Source organism: Schnuerera sp. (genome assembly GCF_035459645.1).
GTDB lineage: Bacteria > Bacillota > Clostridia > Tissierellales > Tepidimicrobiaceae > Schnuerera.
The window spans coordinates 1-7,227 of sequence record NZ_DATHXO010000320.1; the positions used below are offsets into that span (position 1 = coordinate 1).

Consider the following 7,227-nt stretch of genomic DNA (forward strand, 5'->3'; position numbering starts at 1 on the left):
ATACCGAACTGGGCCGTGAGTACATGAAACGTTATCCAGATACGATCTACAGCCGCGGGCGGTGGTTTCGATATGACTTGGGTGTATGGGAGATCATTTCAGATTTCGAGATCGAACGCGAGATCTGGGAGTTGCTCGAAGAATATGAACCGCGAGGAGTTTGATAAATTTCTTTCCATAGGAATAGGCAATTAGATTTAATGATTCAGTAGTATTTCTTGTAAAGATAATTTCATCTATATATTTAGCATTTATAAATCTTATAACCTTTTTCTTAGATAAATCATAGGCTTCTGTTGCTGATATGCTTAGCTTATGTGCTCCCCTATGAGGATTACCATGAGATAGATTATTATATTTATCCATAGCTTTAATAACTTGGAGGGGCTTTTGTGTAGTAGCCCCATTATCCAAATATACTAATCTATTACCATGAACTTTTTGGTTAAATATTGAAAAATCTTTTTTGATTTCTTCTGGATTAATTTTTACCATTCATAAGTCTCCTCTCAACTTCATCGATTACTATTTTACGATAATCTTCAAAGGGTATTTTATCGATTATTGGTCTAAAAGAGGCTTCAACAATCAACTTTTTTGCTTCCCTTTCTTCTAATCCTCTACTCATAAGATAAAAAAGTTTATTTTCATTAATTTGTCCAGCACTTGCAGCGTGTTCTCCCTCTACATCGTCTTCATGACATAGTAGAGCTGGGATAGAGTTGGATTTTACAGTAGGGTCTAGTAATATTACATATTCTTCTTCTATTCCTTTAGAAAGTCTAGCTCCTTTTTTAAAATCTAAATTGCCTTTGAATTCCTTTTTAGAATGATCCATAAGGACACCTTTAGTTTCAATATTACTGATACTTCTAGGACCTTTATGAATCATAGAATATTCTAGATCAATTTCTCTGTTTCCATCTCCTAAATATATAGAGTAAAGATTGGCTTCACTAGCCTCATCTTCTAAAAAATTAGAATAATTGGAGCTACTAATACCACTACCTAATTCTATAGATATCCAATTTACTTGCCCCTGACCTTTTACAAAAGCAATATTAGAATCGAAATTATGGGATATATCATTCATTCTTTGGATTTTTATTATATTAATTATTGAATTTTCTTTAGCATATATTTTAGTAAGCCCATTATGAAAAGCTTTTACTTTTTCAGAAGTGGTATAATCCATAATAATGGTTCCTTCACTTCCTTCTTCAACCACTATAATATTTTGGTTAATAGCAACAGGGTTTTCTTCATCCATATTAAATTCAATTTTAATAGGCTTATCTATTTTAATATTTCTGGGAATATAGAAAATAATCCCACTATTATAAGATTCTTCTGCAAGGGTAGTAAATTTTTCACCTACTCCTTTAAATTCTTTAGTGTATAGATAATCTAATATAATTTCATTATTTTTTTTAGTGATCTTTTCTAGAACCACTCCTTCAGGAAGGGTAGTCTCCAGTTTTAAATAATCTTTTTTATAGTCACTAATATTAGGAAATATAAAATTTTCTTTGTCTATTATTTTCATTTTATCCCACCTATCCAATAGAGCCTTCTAGCTCAATATTTATTAAGTTATTCAACTCAACGGCATATTCTAATGGAAGTTCTTTGGTTATAGGTTCTACAAAACCTCTAACTATCATAGCTTTTGCTTCTTCCTCGTCTATTCCTCTACTCATAAGATAAAATATAGCTTCATCGCTAATTCTACCTATTTTAGCTTCATGCCCTATGTCTATATTGTCATTATCTAATTTTATTACAGGTACTGTATCGGATGCTGATTCATTATCTAGCATCAAGGATTCACAGGAAACTGTTGATTTACAGCCATGAGCATCTGGATCTACTTTGAGCAATCCTCTATAAAAGGCATGCCCACCATTTTTAGAAATGGACTTTGAATTTATGGAGGAAGTAGTATGAGGGGCTGCATGAACAACTTTGGTTCCAGTATCTAGATATTGTCTAGTAGATGCAAAGGTTACTCCAGTAAACTCTGATTTTGCTCCTTCTCCTCTTAATATACTCATAGGGTATAGCATAGTAACTTTAGACCCAAAAGACCCAGAAACCCACTCAATGGTTCCATTTTTATCTACTACAGCTCTTTTAGTGTTTAAATTATACATATTTCTAGACCAGTTTTCTATAGTACTATATCTTAACTTGGCATTTTCCCGCACAAATAGTTCTACACAGCCAGCGTGGAGATTTGCAACTCTGTATTGAGGTGCAGAACAACCTTCTATAAAATGAAGATTTGCTTTTTTTTCTACAATTATTAAAGTATGTTCAAATTGTCCGGCACCTGGTGCATTTAGCCTAAAATAGGATTGAAGGGGAATGTCTACATCTACGCCTTCAGGAACATAGACAAAAGAACCTCCAGACCAAACAGCTCCATGTAAAGCAGCGAATTTATGGTCATTAGGAGGAATTAGCTTCATAAAATGTTCTTTAACAATATCTTCATATTCGTGAAGAGCAGTTTCCATATCTGTATATATAACTCCTTGGTCTATTAATTCTTGTTTAATATTGTGATATACGACTTCTGAATCATATTGAGCACCTACTCCTGCTAAGGATTCCCTTTCGGCTTGAGGAATCCCAAGTAGCTCAAAGGTTTTCTTTATATCTTCTGGGACATCATCCCAGCTATGTTTCATGTCTGCATCAGGTCTAACATATGAAATTATATTATCCATATCAAGACCTGATAAATCAGCTCCCCAAGTTGGAATTGGTTTACTATTATATACTTCTAAAGATTTGAGTCTAAAATCAGTCATCCACTTTGGTTCATTCTTTTCTTTCGAAATTTGAATTATTATCTCTGGGGTTAATCCTTTATCTGATTTATATCTATAGGTAAACTTATTTTTAATATCATAAATACCTCTATCTACGTCTTCAATATAAGTTTTTCTTCTTTCCAAATTACTCACCTCTATTAATTAGAATATTTTGTTCTTATATTTTCATATCCTTTTTCATCGATTTTTTTTGCTAGTTCTACTCCACCGGTTTTAACAATTTTTCCATCTAAGAGAATATGAACAAAATCAGGCTTAAGATAATCTAATAACTTGTTATAATGGGTTATTACTAAAATAGATTTTTTATCATCTATAACTCTTTTAACCCCTTCAGCTACAATTCTTATAGCATCAACATCAAGGCCTGAATCCGTTTCGTCTAATATAGCCAGTTTAGGTTCAAGGATGGACATTTGGAGAATTTCATTTTTCTTTTTTTCTCCTCCGGAAAATCCTTGATTTAAATATCTGGAAGCATATTCTTCTCCCATTTCCAATAGTTCCATTTTTCCCTTTAATAGTTTTTTAAAGGGTATAACCCCATGAAACTTTCCAGTTACCGAAGTTTTAGCAGTTCTTAAAAATTCCTCTACGGTAACTCCAGGAATTTCTTCTGGATATTGGAAAGATAGAAATATTCCTTTTTTAGCTCTTTCATCTGCCCTAAGGTCATTAATCAATTCACCATTGAAGATTATGTCTCCTTCTGTAATTTCATATTTAGGATGTCCCATTAGGGTATAGGCTAAAGTAGATTTTCCACTTCCATTTGGACCCATGATAATATGAATTTCCCCTTCATTAATTTGAAGATTAAGGCCTTTTAGAATTTCTTTGTCCTCTATATTTGCTTTTAAATTTTCTATATTTAATAGATTTTTTGCCATAGATACTCTCCTTTTCAACTGATAATATTTATTGATTGAAAACCACTTTCAATACAGCATACCATAATTATATAAAAAAGTATACCAAATTACTAGGGTATAATAATTTTTTATTAGAAAATATATTTACAATTAAAGAAGAAGGCAATAATGAGGTCACTGAAAATTCAGATTGTTATTCTAAATCGAAGGTGAAGGATCTTGATTTTGTGCTATTTATAGATTCTTCGCTAACGCTCAGAATGACAAATTAAGCACTTTTTCAGTATGTTCACAATATTAGTAAATTTTTTAAAGTGATGGTATAATAGAATTATAAATTTAATATTTTTTAGCCAAAGATAAAAGGGAAATAGGAGTTAAATATGGATTTAAAACAATTAATTATAGATAAATCAAAAGAATTAAATATAGATATGATAGGATTTACAGGTTGTGAACCTTTAAATAATATCAAGAATTATCTCATTACTAGACAAAAGGAAAACGGACAAACGGAGTTTGAGGAAAGAGATATAGACAAAAGAATTAACCCAAAGCTAACTTTCCCCCAATGTAAAACTATAATTGTAATTGGATTATCCTATAATAATAGGTTAAATGAAAGGGTAGACTATAAGCTGAAAGGTTTACTATCAAAATCTTCTTGGGGTAGAGATTACCATATAGTTCTAAAAAATAAAATGGAGGATTTGATTAAAGAAATAAGAAGTATAAAAAATTTTACTTATAAATATTTTGTGGATACTGGTCCATTAGTAGATAGGGAATTAGCCAATAGAGCAGGTATAGGATATTATGGGAAAAATTGCTCCATTATAAATGAAAAATATGGCTCTTTCATATTTATAGGATATATACTGACAGATTTAGAAATAAATTTTTCTCCTATATCTATTAATAGTCAATGTGGAGACTGTAATGTATGTATTGAACATTGCCCTACTGGCGCATTGGAAGAACCTTTTAAAGTTAACCCTAAAAAATGCATATCCTATTTAACCCAAACTAAAGATAAAATCCCTTATGAGTTGAGGGAAAGGATGGGAAACAAAATTTATGGTTGTGATACTTGTCAATTGATATGTCCTAAAAATAAGAATATAAAAGATTCAAAGCATAATTTATTTTTACCGAAAGTTACTAAAGGGTATATGGATATCGAAGAGCTTTTGTCCATTTCTAATAAACAATTTAAAGATAAATATGGATATATGGCTGGAAGTTGGAGGGGTAGAAATATTTTGAAAAGGAATGGAATAATAGCTCTTGGTAATATGAAGGATGAAAACAATATAAAATTACTAAAACCTTTATTAAATGATTTAAATCCTATGATGAGACAATATGCTGCCTGGGCTATTTTAAAGATAGATTTTGAATATGGAAAGGAAGTTGTCGAGGAAAGAATAAAGATGGAGAAAAATGAAGACTCTAGATTAGAGATGGAAAACCTTATTAAATATTTTATTCACAAAGTTTACCAATAGAAATAAATTTATGTTATACTATATTTGTGTTAGGAAGCCTAAAATTATATTATAGGAGGGGAACACATTGGCTAATGTTCATGAATTAAATTATTTAAAAGAAAAAATTGAAGGCCTTAAAAAAGAAGGAGTATATAGAAAGTTACCAATTCTAGAAGGCGCAAACGAAGCCGAAATAATTTTAAATGGAGAAAAGGTAATTAATCTATCCTCAAACAATTACCTTGGTTTTGCAAATCATCCAAGACTTAAAAAAGGAGCCATTGAGGCTGTTGAAAAGTATGGCGCAGGAGCGGGAGCAGTTAGAACAATAGTTGGGAATATGTCTATTCATGAAGAATTAGAAAAAATATTGGCTGAGTTTAAACGTGAAGAAGCAGCATTTATCTATCAGTCTGGATTTAACTGTAATGCTGGAACGATTCAAGCTATTACAGAAGCTGGAGATTTAATTATATCTGATGAGTTAAATCATGCCTCTATAATAGATGGCGTTAGACTGAGTAAAGCAGATAAAAAAATTTTTAAGCACTCAGATTTAGATCATTTAGAACAAGTGCTTAAAGAAAACAGAGATAAATATAAAAATGTACTTATAATTACTGATGGTGTATTTAGTATGGATGGAGATATTGCTAAATTACCAGAGATTGTTGAGTTAGCTGAGAAATATGAAGCTATGACTTATGTAGATGATGCTCATGGATCTGGAGTTCTTGGAGAAAGCGGTAGAGGAACTGTAGACCATTTTGGATTGCATGGTAGAGTTGATTTTTCAATTGGTACTCTTTCAAAAGCTATAGGAGTAGTAGGTGGATATGTAGCAGGATCAAATACAATGTATGAATGGCTAAATCATAGAGCAAGACCAGTATTATTTAGTACAACTATACCACCAGCAGCAGCAGGTGCTATAATTGAAGCTCTTAAAATGTTAATGGAATCTACTGAATATACTGATAAGCTTTGGGATAATGCAAATTATTTCAAGAAAAAGCTTGGAACATTAGGATTTAATACAGGTAACAGTGAAACTCCGATAACACCAGTTATAATTGGAGATGAAGCTGAAACTATGGAGTTTAGTAAAAAATTACTAGATAATGGCGTTTTCGTATCAGCTATAGTATTTCCAACTGTACCAAGAGGAACTGGAAGGGTTAGATGTATGGTAACTGCAGGACATACTAAAGAACAGTTAGACAAGGCTGTAGATATATTTGAAAAAGTTGGAAAAGAAATGAAAATATTGAAGTAAAAAAAGAGGATTCTATCCTCTTTTTTTATGATGAATAGGAAAGTTCCCTTTTTATTAACTTTTTTCAGGTTGAAATGATATATGAATAATTGTAAAATATATTCAGTATCAATCTAGCATTGAGGTGATTTTATGATAGTGGGGACATGCTCGATAAAAATAATGATATATGAATCGAATTCGCTTAAAGATAAGCGACATATAATAAAGAGTATAATGGGTAGAGTCCAATCAAGATTTAATGTATCAATTGCTGAAATAGGCTTAAATGATAGCTGGAGAACATCAATAATTGGATTCGCATGTGTGACCAATGATACTAGTCATGCAAACCAAAGTATTTCCAAAGTGTTGAAATTTATAGATGGAGATAATAGAGTAGAAATAATAGACTATAATATAGAAATTTTGTAGGTGATATTATGAAAAAGATGTTAACTAAAGAGGATATAAAAAAAGTAATAGATATTTTAATGGAATTATATCCAGATGCAAAGGCAGAATTGAACTATTCGAATTCTTTTGAATTATTAATAGCCACTATTCTATCCGCTCAATGTACTGACGTACAAGTTAATAAAACAACAGCCAAACTTTTTAAGGAGTTAAAAACCCCTTCAGATTATTTAAAGCTAACTGAAGAGGAATTAGGAGAAAAGATTAGGTCTTGTGGATTTTATAAAACAAAAAGCAAAAATATTCTATCTACTTGTAATTTGTTAATTGAAAAGTTTAATGGAGAAATACCC

8 protein-coding genes are annotated in these 7,227 nt (G+C 31.1%); 4 read left to right on the forward strand and 4 right to left on the reverse strand.

From position 1 onward, the window contains the following. Positions 1–93: 93 nt before the first annotated feature. The 4 genes from VK998_RS07515 to sufC are packed head-to-tail and all read right to left on the reverse strand — an operon-like array spanning position 94 to position 3,730. A complete protein-coding gene (locus tag VK998_RS07515; RefSeq protein WP_325227211.1) occupies positions 94–495 on the reverse strand; it encodes an aminotransferase class V-fold PLP-dependent enzyme in 402 nt (133 codons plus the stop codon). Beyond that, complete coding sequence (gene sufD / locus VK998_RS07520; protein ID WP_325227215.1) at positions 482–1,546, reverse strand: Fe-S cluster assembly protein SufD; 1,065 nt, start codon at positions 1,544–1,546, stop codon at positions 482–484. Before sufD ends, VK998_RS07515 begins: the two co-directional genes overlap by 14 nt. A 10-nt stretch (positions 1,547–1,556) precedes the next feature. After that, entirely contained in the window at positions 1,557–2,972 is a 1,416-nt protein-coding gene (sufB, locus tag VK998_RS07525; protein ID WP_325227217.1) for a Fe-S cluster assembly protein SufB, read from the reverse strand. A 5-nt stretch (positions 2,973–2,977) separates the two neighbouring features. Further along, complete coding sequence (gene sufC, locus VK998_RS07530) at positions 2,978–3,730, reverse strand: Fe-S cluster assembly ATPase SufC (protein ID WP_325227221.1); 753 nt, start codon at positions 3,728–3,730, stop codon at positions 2,978–2,980. A 365-nt stretch (positions 3,731–4,095) separates the two neighbouring features. On the opposite strand from sufC, the gene queG reads away from it, so the two are divergent. From queG to VK998_RS07550, 4 genes are all read left to right on the forward strand, one after another. After that, on the forward strand, positions 4,096–5,220 hold the full coding sequence (gene queG / locus VK998_RS07535; protein ID WP_325227224.1) for a tRNA epoxyqueuosine(34) reductase QueG: 1,125 nt from the start codon (positions 4,096–4,098) through the stop codon (positions 5,218–5,220). A gap of 67 nt (positions 5,221–5,287) precedes the next feature. Then, complete coding sequence (locus tag VK998_RS07540) at positions 5,288–6,478, forward strand: glycine C-acetyltransferase (RefSeq protein WP_325227231.1); 1,191 nt, start codon at positions 5,288–5,290, stop codon at positions 6,476–6,478. Between the two features lie 132 nt (positions 6,479–6,610). After that, positions 6,611–6,892: a DUF503 domain-containing protein gene (locus tag VK998_RS07545; RefSeq protein WP_325227235.1), complete on the forward strand. Its 282-nt coding sequence runs from the start codon at positions 6,611–6,613 to the stop codon at positions 6,890–6,892. An 8-nt stretch (positions 6,893–6,900) separates the two neighbouring features. Further along, positions 6,901–7,227 (forward strand): endonuclease III domain-containing protein (locus VK998_RS07550; protein WP_414713582.1); only part of this gene is annotated, 327 nt, incomplete at its 3' end.